At 63.5% G+C, this 17,800-nt stretch carries 15 protein-coding genes and 1 pseudogene; 7 read left to right on the top strand and 9 right to left on the bottom strand.

The genetic code is table 11. The features are described 5' to 3' along the window. Positions 1–84 precede the first annotated feature (84 nt). From ACNFBR_RS26030 to bioB, 7 genes are all read right to left on the bottom strand, one after another. Positions 85–1,890, bottom strand: a complete 1,806-nt coding sequence (locus tag ACNFBR_RS26030) for a phenylacyl-CoA dehydrogenase (protein WP_416737394.1) — start codon at positions 1,888–1,890, stop codon at positions 85–87. 290 nt (positions 1,891–2,180) lie between these two features. Further along, positions 2,181–2,477: a pyrroloquinoline quinone biosynthesis protein PqqE gene (locus ACNFBR_RS26025; protein ID WP_416737393.1), complete on the bottom strand. Its 297-nt coding sequence runs from the start codon at positions 2,475–2,477 to the stop codon at positions 2,181–2,183. Positions 2,478–2,675: 198 nt separating this feature from the next. Further along, the gene (bioD, locus tag ACNFBR_RS26020) at positions 2,676–3,356 is read right to left on the bottom strand and encodes a dethiobiotin synthase (RefSeq protein ID WP_274082015.1); all 681 of its coding nucleotides are present in this window, start codon (positions 3,354–3,356) and stop codon (positions 2,676–2,678) included. A 10-nt stretch (positions 3,357–3,366) separates the two neighbouring features. Further along, entirely contained in the window at positions 3,367–4,185 is an 819-nt protein-coding gene (gene bioC, locus ACNFBR_RS26015; protein WP_416737392.1) for a malonyl-ACP O-methyltransferase BioC, read from the bottom strand. Further along, positions 4,178–4,909 (bottom strand): alpha/beta fold hydrolase, encoded by a 732-nt coding sequence (locus ACNFBR_RS26010; protein ID WP_416737391.1) that lies wholly within the window; start codon positions 4,907–4,909, stop codon positions 4,178–4,180. The genes bioC and ACNFBR_RS26010 overlap by 8 nt, the downstream gene beginning before the upstream one ends. Beyond that, positions 4,902–6,074 carry an 8-amino-7-oxononanoate synthase gene (gene bioF / locus ACNFBR_RS26005; RefSeq protein ID WP_416737390.1) on the bottom strand — a complete coding sequence of 391 codons (1,173 nt, stop codon included), beginning with the start codon at positions 6,072–6,074 and terminating at the stop codon, positions 4,902–4,904. The genes ACNFBR_RS26010 and bioF overlap by 8 nt, the downstream gene beginning before the upstream one ends. 1 nt (position 6,075) lies before the next feature. After that, a complete protein-coding gene (gene bioB / locus ACNFBR_RS26000; protein WP_416737389.1) occupies positions 6,076–7,134 on the bottom strand; it encodes a biotin synthase BioB in 1,059 nt (352 codons plus the stop codon). A gap of 89 nt (positions 7,135–7,223) precedes the next feature. Between bioB and ACNFBR_RS25995 the strand changes: the two genes are divergently transcribed. The 4 genes from ACNFBR_RS25995 (at position 7,224) to rarD (ending at position 10,860) form a co-directional block, all read left to right on the top strand. After that, on the top strand, positions 7,224–7,955 hold the full coding sequence (locus ACNFBR_RS25995) for a ComF family protein (protein ID WP_416737388.1): 732 nt from the start codon (positions 7,224–7,226) through the stop codon (positions 7,953–7,955). A 59-nt stretch (positions 7,956–8,014) separates the two neighbouring features. Continuing rightward, positions 8,015–8,776: a TOBE domain-containing protein gene (locus ACNFBR_RS25990; protein WP_416737387.1), complete on the top strand. Its 762-nt coding sequence runs from the start codon at positions 8,015–8,017 to the stop codon at positions 8,774–8,776. A 157-nt stretch (positions 8,777–8,933) separates the two neighbouring features. After that, a complete protein-coding gene (locus ACNFBR_RS25985) occupies positions 8,934–9,908 on the top strand; it encodes a serine/threonine protein kinase (RefSeq protein ID WP_416737386.1) in 975 nt (324 codons plus the stop codon). 64 nt (positions 9,909–9,972) lie between these two features. Continuing rightward, positions 9,973–10,860, top strand: coding sequence for an EamA family transporter RarD (gene rarD, locus ACNFBR_RS25980; RefSeq protein ID WP_416737385.1), 888 nt, complete (start codon positions 9,973–9,975; stop codon positions 10,858–10,860). A gap of 243 nt (positions 10,861–11,103) precedes the next feature. On the opposite strand, the gene ACNFBR_RS25975 is transcribed toward rarD, so the two are convergent. After that, complete coding sequence (locus tag ACNFBR_RS25975; protein WP_416737384.1) at positions 11,104–11,622, bottom strand: glycine cleavage system protein R; 519 nt, start codon at positions 11,620–11,622, stop codon at positions 11,104–11,106. Between the two features lie 448 nt (positions 11,623–12,070). On the opposite strand from ACNFBR_RS25975, the gene ACNFBR_RS25970 reads away from it, so the two are divergent. Next, complete coding sequence (locus ACNFBR_RS25970) at positions 12,071–14,248, top strand: malate synthase G (RefSeq protein WP_416737383.1); 2,178 nt, start codon at positions 12,071–12,073, stop codon at positions 14,246–14,248. 120 nt (positions 14,249–14,368) lie between these two features. Here the strand turns inward: ACNFBR_RS25970 and ACNFBR_RS25965 are convergent. After that, a pseudogene (locus tag ACNFBR_RS25965) lies at positions 14,369–14,907 on the bottom strand (response regulator). Positions 14,908–15,023: 116 nt separating this feature from the next. Between ACNFBR_RS25965 and ACNFBR_RS25960 the strand changes: the two are divergent. Together ACNFBR_RS25960 and ACNFBR_RS25955 are read left to right on the top strand one after the other, a co-directional pair. Next, positions 15,024–16,961: a DUF294 nucleotidyltransferase-like domain-containing protein gene (locus tag ACNFBR_RS25960; protein WP_416737382.1), complete on the top strand. Its 1,938-nt coding sequence runs from the start codon at positions 15,024–15,026 to the stop codon at positions 16,959–16,961. Next, a complete protein-coding gene (locus ACNFBR_RS25955; RefSeq protein WP_416737381.1) occupies positions 16,958–17,668 on the top strand; it encodes a PolC-type DNA polymerase III in 711 nt (236 codons plus the stop codon). Before ACNFBR_RS25960 ends, ACNFBR_RS25955 begins: the two co-directional genes overlap by 4 nt. Positions 17,669–17,800: the final 132 nt, after the last annotated feature.

Genomic DNA, 17,800 nt, shown 5'->3' with positions numbered 1-17,800 from the left:
CTACAAGGGATAGGCGTCTGGTTGCAGAAAAAAAAACCCGCCTGCCCCGGTAAGGGCAGGCGGGCTTTCGTTACAACCGATGGATCAGTACGACAGGCCGAAGTGCTCTTCGTCCATTTCCATCAGGTTGTTGGCACCCGACAGCATGGTCGCCACATGGGTACGGGTACGCGGCAAGATGCGTTGGAAGTAGAAGCGTGCCGTCTGCAGCTTGGCGGTGTAGAACGCCTCTTCACTGGTGCCGGCTGCCAGTTTCTCTGCCGCCAGGCGGGCGATGTCGGCCCAGAAGTAGGCCAGGCAGGCATAGCCGGAATACATCAGGTAATCGACCGAGGCCGCCCCCACTTCTTCGCGGTCTTTCATGGCAGCCATGCCCACTTTCATGGTCAGCTCGCCCCACTCCTTGTTGATGGCAGCCAGCGGCTCGACGAACTCCTTGACCGCTTCGTTACCTTCCTGCGCCTGGCAGAACTTGTGCACGATCTTGGTGAAGCCCTTCAGCGCTTCGCCCTGGGTCATCAGCACTTTACGGCCGAGCAGGTCGAGTGCCTGGATACCGGTAGTGCCTTCGTACAGCATGGAGATACGGCTGTCGCGCACGTTCTGCTCCATGCCCCATTCGGCGATGAAGCCATGGCCACCGTAGATCTGCACGCCGTGGTTGGCGGCCTCGAAACCGACTTCGGTCATGAACGCCTTGGCAATCGGGGTCAGGAACGCCAACAGGGCGTCAGCCTTTTTACGCGCTTCTTCGTCCTGGCTGTACTTGACGATGTCCACCTGCTTGGCGGTGAAGTACACCATCGCACGGTTGCCTTCGGCGAAGGCCTTCATGGTCAGCAGCATGCGGCGCACGTCCGGGTGGACGATGATCGGGTCGGCAGCCTTGTCCGGTGCTTTCGGGCCGGTCAGAGAACGCATTTGCAGGCGCTCGCGGGCGTACTTCAAGCCACCCTGGAACGCCACCTCGGCGTGGGCCAGGCCTTGCAGCGCGGTACCCAGGCGAGCGGTGTTCATGAAGGTGAACATGCAGTTCAGGCCTTTGTTGGCCGGGCCGATCAGGTAGCCGGTGGCCGCATCGAAGTTCATCACGCAGGTCGCGTTACCGTGGATGCCCATCTTGTGCTCGATGGACCCGCAGCTCACGCCGTTGCGCTCACCCACGCCGCCTTCGGCATTGGGCAGGAACTTCGGCACGATGAACAGCGAAATACCTTTGGTACCGGCCGGTGCGTCCGGCAGGCGGGCCAGGACGATATGGACGATGTTGTCGGCCATGTCGTGCTCACCGGCCGAAATGAAGATCTTGGTGCCCGACACTTTGTAGCTGCCGTCGGCCTGTGGCTCGGCCTTGGTGCGCAGCATGCCCAGGTCGGTACCGCAGTGCGGCTCGGTCAGGCACATGGTGCCCGTCCACTCGCCAGACACCAGCTTGGTCAGGTAGGTGTGCTGCTGTTCGGCGGTGCCATGCGCAGAGATGGTGTTCATCGCGCCATGGGACAGGCCTGGGTACATGCCCCACGACCAGTTCGAACCGCCGACCATTTCGCTCAGGGCCAGGCCCAGCGACTCCGGCAGGCCTTGGCCGCCATGCTCGACGTCATGCGCCAGGCTCGGCCAGCCGCCTTCGACGAACTGCTCGTAGGCCGCTTTGAAGCCAGTCGGGGTTTTCACGCCCGATTCGCTCCAGGTACAGCCTTCCTGGTCACCCACACGGTTCAGCGGCGACAGCACCTGCTCACAGAACTTCGCACCCTCTTCGAGGATCGCGTCGACCATGTCAGGCGTGGCGTCCTGGCAGCCCGGCAGGCTCTGATAGTGCGCCTCATAGCCAAGCAGCTCGTCGCGAACGAAGCGGATATCACGCAAGGGGGCTTTGTAATCAGGCATTGCGATGAACCTCTGAGTCAGTTCTGTGGGGGTGACCAGCTCTTGGCGGCCGTCTATCAAACAGTTGTTTGAAACTTACGTTTAGCACCGCGTTCTGTCAAGGATGGACTATGGTGCCATTTACGCCGCGAAAAATGGCATTTACGTCATCCCCAGGAAAAAGATGCCCCTGTGGGAGCGGGCGCGCCCGCGAAAGGGCCCGGCCAGACAGTTGAGATGTCTGACCTGACGCATTCGCGGGCAAGCCCGCTCCCACAGGGGTCATCTGCAAAGTTCGAGTGAGCGGCCTATCAGGCGTAGGTATCGATGATCCGGCCGAGCATTTCGTCGGATGCCTTGACCACTTTTGCGCCAAGTTCGACTTCGGTTTTGCCCACCGCCTGTTGCACGATGCTGGTGGCCAGGTCCATCTGCTGGCTGCGGTCGACCGCGCGCAGGCGCTCGGCCTGAAAGTCACTGGACTGGCTGGTGGCGGTACGTTCGGCAGTGGTGTTGGCGATCTGGCCGGCGGCCTGATCGACGCGGTTCTGGCCGGTGTGGATTGCGCTCAGGCCCGCGTAATAGGCGGAGCTACCGGTGATTTCCATGTCAGGACTCCATTGACGCTGGATGACGAACAGCCCCAATTAAAGCAGGCCAAGCGCGAAAAGGCCCGTTTAAATCCCTAATGGCCTGGTGCCAGTCGATAGCCCTTGGGTATATCTGCACCGGCCTCTTCGCGGGCACGCCCTGTATTGTACCTGTGGGAGCGGGCAAGCCCGCGAAAGGGCCGGGCCTGGAAACGGCTAATCCAGCAGATCCAGTTGCAGATGCTCAGCCACCATGTCGGCACTGGCTTGCTTGAGCTTGGGTACCCGCCCTAGACACGGCGCCGGCAAACGCTCTGCCAAGCTGGCCAGATTCTCTTCGAGCCGCGAAGTTCTCGGCTCGATGATGTTCGCCACCCACCCCGCCAGCTGCAGCCCGTCCCGCTCGATCGCCTCGGCGCTGAGCAAGGCATGGCTGATGCAACCCAAGCGCACCCCGACCACCAGAATCACCGGCAACTGCAGGGCAACGGCAAGGTCGGACAGGTTCTCCAGGCCCGACAATGGCACACGCCAGCCACCGGCCCCTTCCACCAGCGTGAAGTCGGCATTTTGTTGCAGCACATTACGCATGGCCGCCAACAGCGCCGGCACGGCCAGCGTCACCCCCGCCTCGCGTGCCGCCACGTGCGGGGCAATGGCCGGCTCGAAGGCAAACGGGTTGACCTGTTCATAGGGCAACTTGATCGTGCTTTCGTCGATCAGTGCCTGGGCATCGCTGTTGCGCAAGCCTTTGGGCGTCATCGTGCAACCAGAGGCCACCGGCTTGGCGCCCAGTGTGCTCATGCCCTGCAAGCGCGCCGCATGCAACAGCCCGGCGGCGATGGTGGTCTTGCCGACATCGGTGTCGGTACCGGCAATGAAATAAGCCTGGCTCATCGTGCTCCCCTTACCCCCGTGGCTTGCGCAACACACCATAGACCACTTGATAGGTGGCTGGCAGCCCCGCAGGCTGGCGAAACGCCTCATAGGCCTGCAACAAGCCCTGCATACGCGCCCTGCCGGTGAGGCCGGAGGGGCGCCCAGGGTTCAGATTGTGCGCTCCCAGCGCCTTCAGCTCATGGGTCAAGCTGCGCACATCCGGGTAGTGCAGCACATGCGGGCAGCGCTGCAGCTCAAGTTGTTCGAAGCCGCTGGCTGCGCACAGGCGTTGGTAGTCTTCGAAACGGCGGAAGCGGTTCACATGCACCAGGCCATCCACCGCCTGCCAGCTGGCGCGCAGTTCGTCGAGGGTGCCCACGCACAGGCTGCTGAAAGCCAGAACACCGCCAGGGCGCAACACCCGCTGCGCCTCGGCCAACACACTGGCGAACTGGTCGCACCACTGCACCGCCAGGCTGGAAAACACTAGGTCGACACAACCGTCACGCAGCGGCAAACGCTCGGCGTCGCCGGCCACGTGATACTGCGCCCCGCCCTGCTCACAACGAGCATGGCGCAGCATGCCTTCGGCGATATCCACCGCCACGCCACTGGCCTGGGCGAAGCGCTCAGCCAGCATGCGGCTGAAATGCCCGGTGCCGCTGCCCAGGTCCAGCCAATGCAAAGGCTGCAAGCCTGCCGGCAACTGCTCCAGCAGGTTCGAACCTACCGCGCGCTGCAAGGCCGCCACGCTGTCGTAACTGGCCGCGGCGCGGGAGAACGAAGCCGCTACCTGGCGTTTGTCGGGCAATGCGCCGGGCAGGGTCGGACGGGAAAGGTCAGTCATCGCCACTCTCATGCAGGAAACTCTTGATGCCCGCCGCCAGCTCCTGCGGGTACTCCAGCAGGAACGCGTGGGAACTGTCTTCGACCAGGCCCACTTCCACATCGGGCAGCAATTCGCTCAACGCCTTCGCTGCCTCTGCCGGCACCAGCGCATCGCTGCCGGCGAACAGGTGCAACTGCGGGCCGCCGTAGGCCTGCAGCGCTTCGCGGGTGTCCAGCTTGGCCAGCACCTCAAGGCCGGTGGCCAGGTACAGCGGGTCGGTGTCCGGCACGCCGACACCCAATTGGCGCAACAGGGTGCGCGGTTGCAGGGCACCCTCGCTGCACAAAGTACGGAAGCGCTTGAGGGTGACCTGGGTATGGCTGCGGCAGCCGTCGAGGAAGGTGCCGAAGGTGTCTTCGGCCATGCCGTGGGGCCAGTCCGCGCGGGCCACGAAACTGGGGTTGCTGCCCAGTGTCAGCAGGCCACAGCAGTGGTCGCCACGCTTGTGCGCGAGCGCGCTGGCGAGCATGCCGCCCAACGACCAACCGCCCAGCCAGACATCCCCCGGCAACTTGCGGTCCAGGTGGTCAAGCCAGGCTTCCACGTCGCTATGAGGCAATTCCGGCAGGGGCATCAGCTCTACCTGCAGGCGAGAGTCCTGGGCGCGCAGGCTAGCCGCCAGCGGCTCCAGGGCAGCAGTGCCCAGGCCCCAGCCGGGCAACAGAACAAGTCGATTACGCATCGGCGTTCTCCAACTGTGGATAACACTCGGCCAATGCATTCAACAATAGCTGCACCTGCGCTTCGCTGTGCGCGGCACTCAGGGTGACCCGCAGGCGGGCACTGCCAGCCGGCACGGTAGGGGGGCGGATGGCCGTCACCAGCAAGCCGCGCTCACGCAGCATGCGAGACAGGCGCAAGGCCTGCGCGCTGTCGCCGATAACGATAGGCTGGATCGGTGTCGGGCTGTCCATCAATTGCAGCCCGATCTGCCGCGCGCCTTCGCGGAACTGGCCGATCAACGCTGCCAAGTGTTCACGACGCCAGGTTTCACGGCGCAGCAGCTCCAGGCTCTTGAGCGTGGCGCAGGCCAGCGCCGGTGGCTGGCTGGTGGTGTAGATGTAGGGGCGGGCGAACTGCACCAGCGCCTCGATCAGTTCTTCGCTGCCGGCAACGAAGGCACCCGCCGTACCGCAAGCCTTGCCGAGCGTGCCGATGAGCACCGGCACATCCTCCATGCTCAGGCCGAAGTGCTCGACGATGCCACCGCCCTGTGCGCCCAAGGTGCCCAGGCCATGAGCGTCGTCGACCATCAGCCAGGCGCCCCGCGCCCGGGCCACATCGGCCAGCGCTGGCAGGTCGGCCAGGTCGCCGTCCATGCTGAACACGCCATCGGTCACCACCAGGGTATTGCCGATGGCCTTGTCCAGGCGGCTGGCCAGGCTGGCCGGGTCGTTGTGCAAATAGCGGTTGAAGCGAGCACCGCTGAGCAGCCCGCCGTCCAGCAACGAGGCATGGTTCAGGCGGTCTTGCAGCACCGTGTCACCCTGCCCCACCAACGCGGTGATGGCGCCCAGGTTGGCCATGTAGCCGGTGGAGAACAACAGCGCGCGCGGGCGCCCGGTGAGTTCGGCCAGCGCCTCTTCAACCTGGTGGTGCGGCGTGCTGTGGCCGACCACCAAGTGCGAAGCACCGCCACCCACACCCCAGCGCTCGGCGCCGGCCTGCCAGGCAGCGATCACTTCGGGGTGGTTGGCCAGGCCCAGGTAGTCATTGCTGCAGAAAGCCAGCAAGCGCTGACCGTCGACCACCACTTCCGGCCCCTGCGGGCTTTCCAGCAATGGCCGCTGCCGATACAGGTCTGCGGCGCGCCGTTCGGCCAGGCGCGCCGCCAAGTCGAAGGCCATATCAGGCCGATGCAGCGTTGTAGAACATCTCGCTGCTGCGCTGCTCGACCAGCGCCTGCTCGATGGCTGCCTGGTGCACTTCATCGGCGTGCTCTTCCCGCGCTTCAGGCTTGATGCCCAGGCGTGCGAACAGTTGCATGTCCTTGTCGGCCTGCGGGTTGGCGGTAGTCAGCAGTTTTTCGCCGTAGAAAATCGAGTTGGCGCCAGCCATGAAGGCCAGGGCCTGCATCTGCTCGTTCATCTGCTCGCGGCCGGCGGACAGGCGCACGTGCGACTTGGGCATCAGCAAGCGGGCCACGGCCAGCATGCGGATGAAGTCGAACGGGTCGACGTCCTCTTCCTCGGCCAGCGGCGTGCCGGCCACCTTGACCAGCATGTTGATCGGCACCGACTCCGGGTGCTCGGGCAGGTTCGCCAGCTGGATCAGCAAGCCAGCGCGGTCGTCCAGCGACTCGCCCATGCCCAGGATGCCGCCGGAACAGATCTTCATCCCGGCGTCACGCACGTAGGCCAGGGTCTGCAGGCGCTCGCTGTAGGTACGGGTGGTGATGATGCTGCCGTAGAACTCCGGCGAGGTGTCGAGGTTGTGGTTGTAGTAGTCCAGGCCAGCCTGGGCCAGGGCCAGGGTCTGATCCTGGTCGAGCTTGCCGAGGGTCATGCAGGTTTCCAGGCCCATGGCCTTCACGCCTTTGACCATCTCCAGCACGTAGGGCATGTCTTTGGCCGACGGGTGCTTCCAGGCCGCGCCCATGCAGAAGCGGGTAGAACCGATGGCTTTGGCGCGGGCGGCCTCTTCCAGCACTTTTTGCACTTCCATCAGTTTCTGTTTTTCCAGCCCGGTGTTGTAGTGGCCGGACTGTGGACAATATTTGCAATCTTCCGGGCAGGCACCGGTCTTGATCGACAACAGGGTCGAAACTTGCACGCGGTTGGGGTCGAAATGCGCGCGGTGTACCGTCTGCGCCTGGAACAGCAAGTCATTGAACGGTTGCTGGAACAGCGCCTTGACCTCGGCCAGGGACCAGTCGTGACGTGTTGTTGCAGTTGTGCTGGCGCTCATCGGCGTTTCCTTGTTTAGGCTGTAGCTGGCGCCGGGACAGAAAAGCCCGCCAGCGCATCACGGATAGCTCGCATAGTCATGGAAGCCCTATGAACTGTCAACCACACTGGAAAATGCTGGTTTACAAGTGCTCATTTACTGACCAGGCTTGTTCGCTCTGCGATGAGCCCGCCGAGCAGCGCTATCCGTTATGCGTCGCCTGCGAGCAAGAACTCCCCTGGCTGGGTGATCACTGCCAGTATTGCGCCCTGCCCTTGCCGATGGCTGGGTTGACCTGCGCCCAGTGCTGCCGCCGCTTGCCGGCCTTCGATCAGGTCATTGCCCTGTGGCATTTCGGCTTTCCGGTGGACACGTTGATCAGCCGCTTCAAGCACAATCGCCAATGGCCATTGGGGCGTTTGATGGCAGAGTTGCTCGGGCATGGTTTGCTGCACCGCTTTGCCGAAGGGCTGCCGCGACCTGACGTGCTGTTGCCTGTGCCCTTGGCCAAGCGTCGACTGCGCGAGCGCGGGTTCAACCAGGCCGGGATGCTTGGGCGTTGGTTGTCCTCGCAGCTGGGGTTGACTTGCGACCAGCGGTTGCTGGTGCGCACGCGCGAAACGCCCACGCAGCAACAGCTAGGCGCCAAGGCAAGGCGGCGCAATTTGCGCCAGGCGTTTGCGGTGGCGGGTGAGCTGGAGGGCAAGCATGTCGCCATTGTCGATGATGTACTGACCACCGGTGCCACTGCGCAGGCCGTTGCCGAAGTGCTGCGCAAGGCTGGCGCGCGGCGAGTCGATGTGTATTGCCTGGCGCGTACCCCCATGCCGGGGTATGCATGACCCTGTGCTGTCCTCCACAATTCACCTTCAAGCCATTCACCTACAACGACTCAATGCCCATGCCGCTGCCCACTCTGCTTACCCAGCACATCGCTCGCCGCCCCCAGCGCATCGCGTTGTTGCAGCACATTGCCGAGCAAGGCTCGATCACCCGCGCCGCCAAGGCGGCGGGCATCAGCTACAAGGCTGCCTGGGATGCCATCGACGAGCTCAACAACCTGGCCAGCCAGCCCTTGGTCGAGCGCAGTACCGGTGGCCGCGGCGGTGGCGGTGCGCGCTTGTCGCCCGAGGGCGAGCGGGTGCTGCGCCTGTATCTAAGGCTGCAGGCCCTGCAGGCGCAAATCCTCGAAGCCGCCGAAGAGTCCAGTGATCTCGACCTGCTAGGGCGCCTGATGCTGCGCACCAGCGCGCGCAACCAACTGCAGGGCCAGGTCAGCGGCCTGCGCCGCGAAGGCCGGTATGACCGCATCAGCCTGGCATTGGGCGGTGGGCTGGAGATCGATGCGCTGATTACGCACGACAGTACCGCGCGGCTGGAACTGACGCTGGGAACGATGGTGGTGGCGTTGCTCAAGGCTGGGTGGGTGCGGTTATTGCCGGAAGGTGAAGCGGCCGAAGCAGGCAGCAACTGCTTGAGCGCAACAGTGGAAGAAGTGCTGACCGAAGACGGACCGAGCGAGGTCCGCCTGGCGCTGGGCAATGGGCAGACATTGTGTGCCATTGCCGAGGTGGAATGGCTGGCAGGGCAGCAGGTGGCGCCTGGCAGTTCGGTACGGGTGCAGTTTCATCCGTCCGTTGTGCTGATCGGGGTTCCTGCATAGCCTGGGCGGGCCTCTTCGCGGCTAAAGCCGCTCCTACAGGGACCGCGCCGCCTGAGGGATGTTCACAAAACCCGTGGGAGCGGCTTTAGCCGCGAAGAGGCCGGCACAGGTATAACGCTGTACCATGGGCTCCATGCCGCCTATCCCCGGAGCCCCCATGTCCCACCCCTTCGACACCCTCACCCCCGACCTGGTCCTGGACGCCGTGGAAAGCCTGGGCTTTCTCAGCGATGCCAGGGTGCTGGCGCTGAACAGCTATGAAAACCGCGTCTACCAGGTGGGCATCGAAGACGCGCGGCCGCTGATCGCCAAGTTCTACCGCCCAGGCCGCTGGAGCGATGCGGCCATCCTCGAAGAACACGCCTTCACCGCCGAACTCGCCGACTGCGAAGTACCGGTGGTTGCGCCAATGCGGCACGACGGCCGCACTCTGTTCGAACATCAGGGCTTTCGTTTCACACTGTTCCCCCGCCGCGGCGGCCATGCCCCCGAACCAGGCAACCTCGACCAGCTGTATCGCTTGGGCCAACTGCTAGGCCGCCTGCATGCCGTGGGCGCCAGCAAACCGTTCGAGCACCGTGAGGCCCTGGCTGTGGACAACTTTGGCCATGCCTCGCTGAACACCTTGCTGGAGGGCGACTTCGTTCCTCGTGAACTGCTGCCGGCGTTCGAATCCGTGGCCCGCGACCTGCTCAAGCGGGTCGAGGACATCTACGCCCGCACACCCCATCAGCTCATCCGCCTGCACGGCGACCTGCACCCCGGCAACTTGATGCACCGTGACGAGGTGTACCACGTGGTCGACCTGGACGATTGCCGCATGGGCCCGGCAGTACAGGACCTGTGGATGATGTTGGCCGGTAGCCGCGAAGAGCGCCTGGGGCAACTGGCCGAGCTGATTGACGGCTATAACGAGTTCCACGACTTCGACCCGCGCGAACTGGCCCTGATCGAGCCGCTGCGCGCCCTGCGCCAGTTGCACTACAGCGCATGGCTGGCGCGGCGCTGGGATGACCCGGCGTTCCCGCCCAGCTTCCCTTGGTTCGGCCAGCCCCGCTACTGGGGTGACCAGATCCTCGCCCTGCGCGAACAAATGGCGGCGCTGGATGAAGCACCGCTGAAATTGTTCTAGAAGCACGCCAACCTCTGTCTACAATAGGCGTCGCTTTATTTAGCTACCTAAGCAAGGATTCTGCATGCACGCCGCAAACCCGCGTCGCGGGTACATACTGGGCCTGAGCGCCTACATCATCTGGGGCCTGTTCCCCATTTACTTCAAGGCGATACAGAGCGTCCCGGCGGTGGAGATCATTGTCCACCGGGTGCTCTGGTCGGCGCTGTTCGGCTCGTTGCTGCTGCTGGTGTGGAAACACCCAGGCTGGTGGCGTGAGCTGCGCGACAACCCACGCCGGCTGGGCATCCTGGCACTGAGCGGGGCACTGATCGCCGGTAACTGGCTGACTTACGTGTGGGCGGTGAACAACGGCCGTATGCTCGAGGCCAGCCTGGGCTACTACATCAACCCGCTGATCAACGTGCTGCTGGGCATGCTGATTCTTGGCGAGCGCCTGCGCCGCCTGCAGTGGCTGGCGGTGGGCATGGCCGCCGTGGGTGTGGCCCAGCAGGTATGGCAAGTGGGCAGCCTGCCCTGGGTCTCGCTGGTGCTGGCGCTGAGCTTCGGCTTCTATGGGCTGATTCGCAAACAGGCGCCAGTCGCGGCGCTGCCGGGCCTGGTGGTGGAAACCTGGATGTTGGTGCCGCTGGCCCTTGGCTGGCTGCTGCTGCACCCGGCGGCGATGAGTGCCCAAGGGGCGTTCTACACCAGCAGCGAGGCGCTGTGGCTGATGGCTGCCGGGCCGGTAACGCTGGTTCCGCTGGTGTGCTTCAATGCTGCGGCGCGGCACCTGCCTTACACCACGCTGGGCTTCTTGCAATACCTGGCGCCGACCTTGGTGCTGCTGCAGGCAGTGCTGCTGTTCGATGAGCACCTGTCGTCGAGCAACCTGGTAGCGTTCATGTTCATCTGGGCGGGCCTGGCGATTTACAGCGTCGATGCCTGGTTGAGCTTGCGCAAGCGCAGCTGATCAAAAAACAACCAAAACTCTGCAGGCCATGTAGGTCGCGGCCTGCAGAGACATCTCCAAAGGTTATCCACACCCTCGTCCCCGTGCTTTGTGCACAAGCTGCTGATATTTGGGTGTTTTTTGATCAAAGCTGGGTAAGGCACAGGGTGCCTGGGCTGCAGGGGTACACCCCCAGGTTATCCACAGGGCCTTCCCCGAGATATCGGGATAACCGCGGGGGCGGCTTTGCAGCCCCCGGCGTTGTCAATCCTCCGCCCGTAACTGCAACTCCACCATCAAATCATCCGCCAGGCTCTCCAGCTTCTGCTGCAGTTCATCCAGCGACAGGGTCAACGGTAACGCCAGTAACGCATCAGCATGGAAAAGCGGCTCACTGCTCATCGGTGCTGGCCGCACCTCAGTGGTAAACCGCTCCAGATTCACCCCCATATCAGCCAGCAGCCTAGTGATATCCCGCACTATCCCAGGCCGATCATTACCCACCAGTTCCATGGCAATCGGCTTCCAGGTACGCGACGGTTCGATCCCGCTCTCGGCAATCAGCACCCGAATGTCATACCGGGCCAGCCCCTGCAGCGACGCCACCAGCTCAGTGTAATTTTCTGCCGGCACCGCCACCCGCAAGATACCGGCAAACTGCCCAGCCATGCGCGACATGCGGCTTTCCAGCCAGTTGCCACTGTGGTCGGCGATGCACTGGGCAATGCGTTCGACCTGGCCGGCCTTGTCAGGGGCAATAACAGTCAGTACAAGATGATCCACAAGCCCTTCCTCGTGTCGGACCGCGCCGGGCGGCAGAAAATCGGGGGATCGACTCAGTATAGGCAAGGCGCGGCAACCTGCCGCAGGGCAATTCGCACGACGAATCGTGTACTGTTTCAAGATTTATCTGGAACAATCCACCTGTTTTTTGCGAACATACCCACTCCCAGCGTGACCATACGCGACCAACGGGTCGCATAACGGCGCTTTTAGTCTGATTTTGCCCCGCCTACTGCTTCATGTAGTATCCCGTGGCGCGGACTACAAAACGTCGTTTGGATGTCTGCCAAGGCGCCTGTGAAAATACGCACATTGTCCGCCAGCCTGTCTGGCAGGCCGCACCCAGCCGCGCCCGGCGCAATCCGGGGCACGCACTGGTGCCGTGTTTAGAGAAGCGCTACAGGCTTAATACAGAAGAGCGAAATAGCTGAGCAGAGTGAGGCAAGCAATGACTGGATACGTTCAAGTCGGTGGCCTTCAGGTCGCCAAGGTCCTGTACGACTTCGTTAACAACGAAGCCATCCCAGGGACCGGCATCGTCGCCGAGCAGTTCTGGGCGGGTGCAGAGAAGATCATCAATGACCTCGCTCCAAAGAACAAAGCCCTGCTCGCCAAGCGCGACGAGCTGCAAGCCAAGATCGACGCCTGGCACCAGGCACGCAAAGGCCAGGCCCACGACGCCGTAGCCTACAAAGCATTCCTCCAGGAAATCGGCTACCTGCTGCCACAAGCCGACGATTTCCAGGCCACCACCCAGAATGTGGACGAAGAAATCGCCCACATGGCCGGCCCGCAGCTGGTCGTTCCGGTGATGAACGCCCGCTTCGCCCTGAACGCCGCCAACGCCCGTTGGGGTTCGCTGTACGACGCCCTGTACGGCACCGATGCCATCAGCGATGAAGGCGGCGCCGAAAAAGGCCAGGGTTACAACAAGGTACGTGGCGACAAGGTCATCGCCTTCGCCCGCGCCTTCCTCGACGAAGCCGCGCCACTGGCCGCCGGCTCGCACGTCGACTCCACCGGCTACCGCATCGAAGGCGGCAAGCTGATCGTCGCCCTGAAAGGCGGCAGCAACAGCGGCCTGCGTGACGATGCCCAGCTGATCGGCTTCCACGGCGACGCCGCCGCACCGACCGCCGTGCTGCTCAAGCACAACGGCTTGCACTTCGAGATCCAGGTCGATGCCAGCACCCCAGTTGGCAGCACCGATGCCGCCGGCGTCAAAGACATCCTGATGGAGTCGGCGCTGACCACCATCATGGACTGCGAAGACTCGGTTGCCGCCGTCGATGCCGACGACAAGGTGGTCGTCTATCGCAACTGGCTGGGCCTGATGAAAGGCGACCTGGCCGAAAGCGTGAGCAAAGGTGGCAAAACCTTCACTCGCACCATGAACCCGGACCGCGAATACGCCGCGCCCAACGGCGGCAGCGTGACCTTGCATGGCCGTTCGCTGCTGTTCGTGCGCAACGTTGGCCACCTGATGACCAACCCGGCGATCCTCGATGCCCAGGGCAACGAAATTCCCGAAGGTATCCAGGACGGCCTGTTCACCAACCTGATCGCCCTGCACAACCTCAACGGCAACACCAGCCGCAAGAACACCCGCAGCGGCAGCGTGTACATCGTCAAGCCGAAGATGCACGGCCCGGAAGAAGTGGCCTTCGCCGCCGAAATCTTCAGCCAGGTTGAAGACCTGCTGGGCATGAAGCGCAACACCGTCAAGGTCGGCATCATGGACGAGGAACGCCGCACCACGGTCAACCTCAAGTCCTGCATCAAGGCGGCCGCCGAGCGCGTGGTGTTCATCAACACCGGCTTCCTCGACCGTACCGGCGATGAAATCCACACCTCGATGGAAGCCGGCGCCGTCGTGCGCAAAGGCGCCATGAAGAACGAGAAGTGGATCGGCGCCTACGAGAACAACAACGTCGACGTTGGCCTGGCCACCGGCCTGCAAGGCCGCGCGCAAATCGGCAAGGGCATGTGGGCCATGCCTGACCTGATGGCGGCCATGCTCGAACAGAAAATCGCCCACCCGCTGGCCGGTGCCAACACCGCCTGGGTACCGTCGCCGACTGCCGCCACCCTGCATGCCCTGCACTACCACAAGGTGGATGTACAGGCGCGCCAGCGTGAACTGGCTTCGCGTACCCCGGCCTCGGTGGACGACATCCTGGCCATCCCGCTGGCTGCCGACACCAACTGGTCGGCCGAAGAGATCCGCAACGAGCTGGACAACAACGCCCAGGGCATCCTCGGCTACGTGGTGCGCTGGATCGACCAGGGTGTGGGTTGCTCGAAGGTGCCGGACATCAACAACGTCGGCCTGATGGAAGACCGTGCCACCCTGCGCATCTCCGCCCAGCTGCTGGCCAACTGGCTGCGCCACGGCGTGGTCAGCCAGGAGCAGGTGCTGGAAAGCCTCAAGCGCATGGCCGTGGTGGTCGACCAGCAGAACGCTGGCGACGCCCTGTACCGCCCAATGGCGCCGAACTTCGACGACAACGTCGCGTTCCAGGCGGCTGTGGAGCTGGTGGTGGAAGGTGGCAAGCAGCCGAACGGCTATACCGAGCCGGTTCTGCACCGCCGTCGCCGCGAGTTCAAGGCGCGTAACGGGTTGTAAACCGCAAGGGGCCGCTTTGCGGCCCATTCGCGGCACAAGGCCGCTCCTACAAGGGAACGCGTAACCCCTGTAGGTGCGGCCTTGTGCCGCGAATGGGCTGCAAAGCAGCCCCTTTCCGCCTCACTGCATTTTCAATTCTTTTTTCACCAATTCCAGCAGTTTGCCCAGGTCCACCGGCTTGAGCAGGAAATCCACCACCCCCAGGTGCATCACATCCACCGCCTCTTTCACATCGGTGTCACCCGACACCACGATGATCGACAACGCCGCCCGCTCCGACTCACGAATCCTCCGGATCAACTCCAGGCCATCCTCGGGCTGCATGCGTAAATCCGTGATCATCAAACTGATCCGTTGCTGGTAATGCAGGTACAACCTGGCTTCCTCCGCCCCGTCCGCCCCGACTGCATCGATGCCCCGGCTTTTCAGGTAAAGGATCAGCGCCTCCCGGTTGACCGCGTTGTCATCCACCACCAACACCAGCGGCCTGGGCGCCACAGGCGCACTCACCACGGCCAATGCCTCGCGTTCGGCGTCGCTCAGGATGTCGGTGTGCTCAGGCATGCTTGTCTCGTCAAAAAATTCCGCTTCAGCAGTAGGACCGCATTACTTGCGTAACCCGTTTCGCCTTTCGTCGGGTCTCTGACAGGGGCGCCCATAGACTTACGTCCAATGGGCACCACCCCGCCGCAAGCCGACCATGGAGGCAGAGAACAACAGGGCCGGCACCTATATATAGATATATATAGTTCGGCGTAGCGATACGGTCAGTTTCATGAGCAAAAAGGACGCCTACAGCCAGGCGGGCAGGACAGCAGTGCTGCAGAACATCCAGGGCACCTTGCAATTCCTGCAGCGCTTCCCGCCATTCAACCAGATGGAACACAGCCACCTGGCCTACCTGGTCGAGCAGTGCCAGCTGCGTTTCTATGCGGGCGGCGAGAGCATCGTCAAGCCTGCAGACGGGCCAGTCGAGCACTTCTACATCGTCAAGCAGGGGCGCGTGGTCGGCGAGCGCCAGCACCTCGTCAAACCGGGTGTCGAGACCACCTTCGAAATCACCAGCGGCGAATGCTTCCCGCTGGCTGCCCTGCTGGGCGAGCGGGCAACGCGCACCGAGCACCTGGCGGGTGAGGACACCTTCTGCCTGCAGTTGAACAAGGCCGCGTTCATCCGCGTGTTCTCGATGTCTGAAGTGTTTCGAGACTTTGCCCTGCGCGGGGTCAGCAGCCTGCTGGACCAGGTGAACCAGCAGGTCCGCCAACGTGCCGTGGAAACCCTCGGTACCCAGTACTCGCTAAATACCCCCCTGGGCGAACTGGCCATGCGTCACCCGGTGGTGTGCAGCGCCGATACACCGTTGCGTGACGCCGTGCGGCTGATGCACGAGCAACAGGTCGGCAGCATCGTGGTGGTCGACCCGCAGCGCTACCCCATCGGCATCTTCACCCTGCGCGATCTGCGCCAGGTGGTGGCCGCGGAAAGTGCCGACCTGGGTGCACCCATCGACCGGCACATGACCGCCAAACCCTTCTACCTAAGCCCCCAAGCCAGCGCCTTCGACGCCGCCATGGCCATGACCGAGCGACACATTGCCCATGTGTGCCTGGTAGAAAACCGGCGCCTGTGCGGGGTGGTTTCCGAACGTGACCTGTTTTCCCTGCAACGGGTCGACCTGGTTCACCTGGCGCGCACCATCCGCCATGCCCCTCGGCTCGACACCCTGGTCTCGCTGCGCGGTGAAATCAGCCAACTGGTCGAGCGCATGCTGGCCCATGGCGCATCGTCGACGCAGATCACCCAGATCATCACCTTGCTCAACGACCATACCGTGTGCCGGGTCATCGAGCTGGCCCTGGCCGAGCGTGGCGACCCAGGCGTGCCCTTCAGCTGGCTGTGCTTTGGCAGCGAAGGCCGACGCGAGCAGACCCTGCACACCGACCAGGACAACGGCATCCTCTTCGAAGCCGTCGACAAGGCCGAGGCCGACGCCATCCGCGCCCGCCTGCTGCCGCTGGCGCAATACATCAACCAGTGCCTGGCCCAGTGCGGTTTCACCTTGTGCATGGGCAATGTCATGGCCGGCAACCCCGAGCTGTGCCTGTCGCGCAGCGAATGGGCGCGGCGCTTTGCCGGTTTCGTTCGCGAAGCCAGCCCGGAAAACCTGCTGGGTTCGAGCATCTACTTCGACCTGCGGGTGGTGTGGGGCGACGAGCAGGGCTGCGAACAACTGCGCCAGGGCCTGCTTCAGCAGGTAGCCGACAATCGCATCTTCCAGCGCATGCTGGCCGACAACGCCCTGCGCCAACGCCCACCGGTAGGCCGCCTGCGCGAGTTCGTGCTGACCCGCCAAGGTAACGACAAAGCCGCCACCCTCGACCTCAAGGTCCAGGGCCTGACGCCCTTCGTCGATGGCGCCCGTTTGCTGGCCCTGGCCAATGGCATAGGTGCCTGCAATACCCTGGAGCGCCTACGCCAACTGGTGGCCAAGGGCGTGATCGAACCGCTGGATGGCGCTGCCTATGAAGAGGCCTATCACTTCATCCAGCAAACCCGTATGCAGCAGCATCAGCGCCAGACCCGCGACAACCTGCCTTACTCCAACCGGCTTGACCCGGACAGCCTCAATCACCTGGACCGGCGCATCCTGCGCGAGTCCCTGCGCCAGGCCCAGCGCCTGCAAAGCAGCCTGGCCTTGCGGTATCAGCTATGAGCCTGTTCGCCTGGCTGCGCCCCAGTGCGCCCGAACTGGACCATGCCACGCGCCAGCGCCTGGCCCGGCAGCCAAAACCCGCGCCACTGGGTGTGTGCAGCTTGCGCGAGCAGCGCTGGGTGGTGCTGGACCTGGAAACCAGTGGGCTCAACCCCAACCGTGACCAGGTGCTGTCGATCGGGGCAGTGGCCATCGAAGACGGCGCCATCGACTTTGCCCAGCAGTTCGAGCGCACCTTGCACCGGCCGTTGCAGAAGACCAACGCCAGCGTGCTGATCCACGGCCTGGGCCCCAGCGCCCTGGCTGCCGGTTGCGACCCGGCCGAGGCCTTGCTGGATTTGCTCGATTTCATTGGCGACAGCCCGGTGCTGGCGTTCCACGCGCCATTCGACCAGCGCATGCTGGCACGGGCGTTGAAAGAGAGCCTTGGCCATCGCTTGCAATCTGTTTTTCTCGACGTTGCCGAGCTTGCGCCGATGCTCAACCCCGACACGGTGTTGCGCGAAGCCGGGCTGGATGACTGGGTGGCGCGCTTCGGTCTGCAAGTGGAAGAGCGCCACCATGCCAGCGCCGATGCCCAGGTAACCGCAGAGCTGGCACTGATTCTGTTCAGCCAGGCCCGGCGCCAGCAACTGGACAGCCCGTTGCAGCTGGAACAACGGTTGCGTGGGTGGCGGCGGCGCATCGTGCAAAGTCACGGTTTGTAGGGGTTGAGTGCTGCGGCGCCGGTGAGATCGAGCGCCGCCCGCGCGGCGCATCGCGAGCGAAGCTCGCTCCTACGTTTGTTTCGGGCCAGTAACGCCTGCGCCAACGCGCGCGACCGCCTTGTTTGTACGACG

Source organism: Pseudomonas sp. NY11955 (assembly GCF_048068035.1).
Classification (GTDB): domain Bacteria; phylum Pseudomonadota; class Gammaproteobacteria; order Pseudomonadales; family Pseudomonadaceae; genus Aquipseudomonas.
The sequence above is the reverse complement of the archived record's forward strand: the minus strand, read 5'-3'. Positions and strand labels throughout refer to the sequence as shown.

Coding starts and splice junctions, on each gene's coding strand:
- ACNFBR_RS25970 (WP_416737383.1), top strand. CDS start 12,071: ATGACTGGATACGTTCAAGTCGGTGGCCTTCAGGTCGCCAAGGTCCTG.
- ACNFBR_RS25985 (WP_416737386.1), top strand. CDS start 8,934: ATGTCCCACCCCTTCGACACCCTCACCCCCGACCTGGTCCTGGACGCC.
- ACNFBR_RS25995 (WP_416737388.1), top strand. CDS start 7,224: ATGAACTGTCAACCACACTGGAAAATGCTGGTTTACAAGTGCTCATTT.
- bioB (WP_416737389.1), bottom strand. CDS start 7,134: ATGAGCGCCAGCACAACTGCAACAACACGTCACGACTGGTCCCTGGCC.
- ACNFBR_RS26010 (WP_416737391.1), bottom strand. CDS start 4,909: ATGCGTAATCGACTTGTTCTGTTGCCCGGCTGGGGCCTGGGCACTGCT.
- ACNFBR_RS25955 (WP_416737381.1), top strand. CDS start 16,958: ATGAGCCTGTTCGCCTGGCTGCGCCCCAGTGCGCCCGAACTGGACCAT.
- ACNFBR_RS26030 (WP_416737394.1), bottom strand. CDS start 1,890: ATGCCTGATTACAAAGCCCCCTTGCGTGATATCCGCTTCGTTCGCGAC.
- ACNFBR_RS26025 (WP_416737393.1), bottom strand. CDS start 2,477: ATGGAAATCACCGGTAGCTCCGCCTATTACGCGGGCCTGAGCGCAATC.
- bioC (WP_416737392.1), bottom strand. CDS start 4,185: ATGACTGACCTTTCCCGTCCGACCCTGCCCGGCGCATTGCCCGACAAA.
- ACNFBR_RS25960 (WP_416737382.1), top strand. CDS start 15,024: ATGAGCAAAAAGGACGCCTACAGCCAGGCGGGCAGGACAGCAGTGCTG.
- rarD (WP_416737385.1), top strand. CDS start 9,973: ATGCACGCCGCAAACCCGCGTCGCGGGTACATACTGGGCCTGAGCGCC.
- bioD (WP_274082015.1), bottom strand. CDS start 3,356: ATGAGCCAGGCTTATTTCATTGCCGGTACCGACACCGATGTCGGCAAG.
- ACNFBR_RS25990 (WP_416737387.1), top strand. CDS start 8,015: ATGCCGCTGCCCACTCTGCTTACCCAGCACATCGCTCGCCGCCCCCAG.
- bioF (WP_416737390.1), bottom strand. CDS start 6,074: ATGGCCTTCGACTTGGCGGCGCGCCTGGCCGAACGGCGCGCCGCAGAC.